Origin of the sequence: Halomonas sp. (assembly GCF_041689495.1) — a bacterium.
Classification (GTDB): domain Bacteria; phylum Pseudomonadota; class Gammaproteobacteria; order Pseudomonadales; family Halomonadaceae; genus Halomonas.
In genome coordinates, this window is sequence record NZ_JBDNGD010000311.1 from 1 (window position 1) to 1085 (window position 1085).

1 protein-coding gene is annotated in these 1085 nt (G+C 63.4%); it reads left to right on the forward strand.

Annotated elements, in window-relative coordinates:
• The first annotated feature begins 165 nt into the window (after positions 1-165).
• The gene (locus ACESMD_RS10290; RefSeq protein ID WP_372612844.1) at positions 166-933 is read left to right on the forward strand and encodes a gamma-glutamyl-gamma-aminobutyrate hydrolase family protein; all 768 of its coding nucleotides are present in this window, start codon (positions 166-168) and stop codon (positions 931-933) included.
• Positions 934-1085 lie beyond the last annotated feature (152 nt).

The window sequence follows — 1085 nt, forward strand, 5'->3', positions numbered from 1 at the left end:
CCGGTCTCGCGATCTTCGGGACTGTCATGACATTGCTATTGTTTCAAGGGTATTCCCCGAAGTGAGCGGGAAGACTTGGCAGCCCGGCGGGCAGCAGGTATGTTGAGCAAAACATAACATCCATGATGAGTTCACTCATCACGACGGCCGATTCTAGGAGAAGATATGCATAGCCGACCCCTGGTGGGCGTGATCGCCTGCCGCCGAGAGGTGGAGGGCCATCCTGCCCATACGGTTACCGACAAGTACCTGTCGGCCCTGCGCGACTATGGTCTGGCCCCGGTCATCCTGCCGGTCTGGGAGGGCGTGGTCGGTGCCGACCTCCCGACGGATATTGATGGCCTGCTGCTTACCGGCAGCTACACCAATGTCCAGCCCTATCGTTATGGAGAGCAAAGCTTGCCCGAGAATGTCCGGGACGATCCCGAGCGGGACGCCGCCGCCCTTGCCTGGATTCCGGCAGCCCTGGACCGGGGCCTGCCGTTGCTGGGGATCTGTCGGGGCTTCCAGGAATTGAATGTGGCCTTCGGTGGCACCCTCTACCAGGCGGTACAGAAGGTGGAGGGTCGCTTCGATCACCGCGAACCGGAGGGCGATCGCGAGAGCAGATACGCCCCGTCCCATGACCTGGAGATCCTCCCCGGCGGTAGCCTGGCCTCCCTGTATGCCGAGCCCCGGGCTCGGGTCAATTCCCTGCACCAGCAGGGGATCGCCTCACTGGCGCCGGGGCTCATCGCCGAGGCGGTGGCACCGGATGGCCTGGTGGAGGCGGTATCGGTGCGCGATGCCATCGGCTTCTCGATGGCCGTCCAGTGGCACCCCGAATGGCGGACCCGGGACCATCCTCTCTACAACGCCCTCTTCGAGGGCTTTGGCAATGCCTGTCTGGGCTACCGCGAGGCCAGATTCGCCAGAGTCACGGCCACCCTCTGAGCTCACGGGAAGGAGAAGCCTCATGTCGGATCGCCTCAAGCGGCTCGACCGCGCCCATCATCTTCACCCCTTCACCGACTTCAAGGCCCTGGGCGAGGAAGGGACTCGGGTCATCACCCATGCCGAAGGAGTCTATATCCATGACAGCGAGG

Excerpts from the sequence above, each read along its gene's own strand:
- ACESMD_RS10290 (WP_372612844.1), top strand. The coding sequence starts at position 166 with ATGCATAGCCGACCCCTGGTGGGCGTGATCGCCTGCCGCCGAGAGGTG.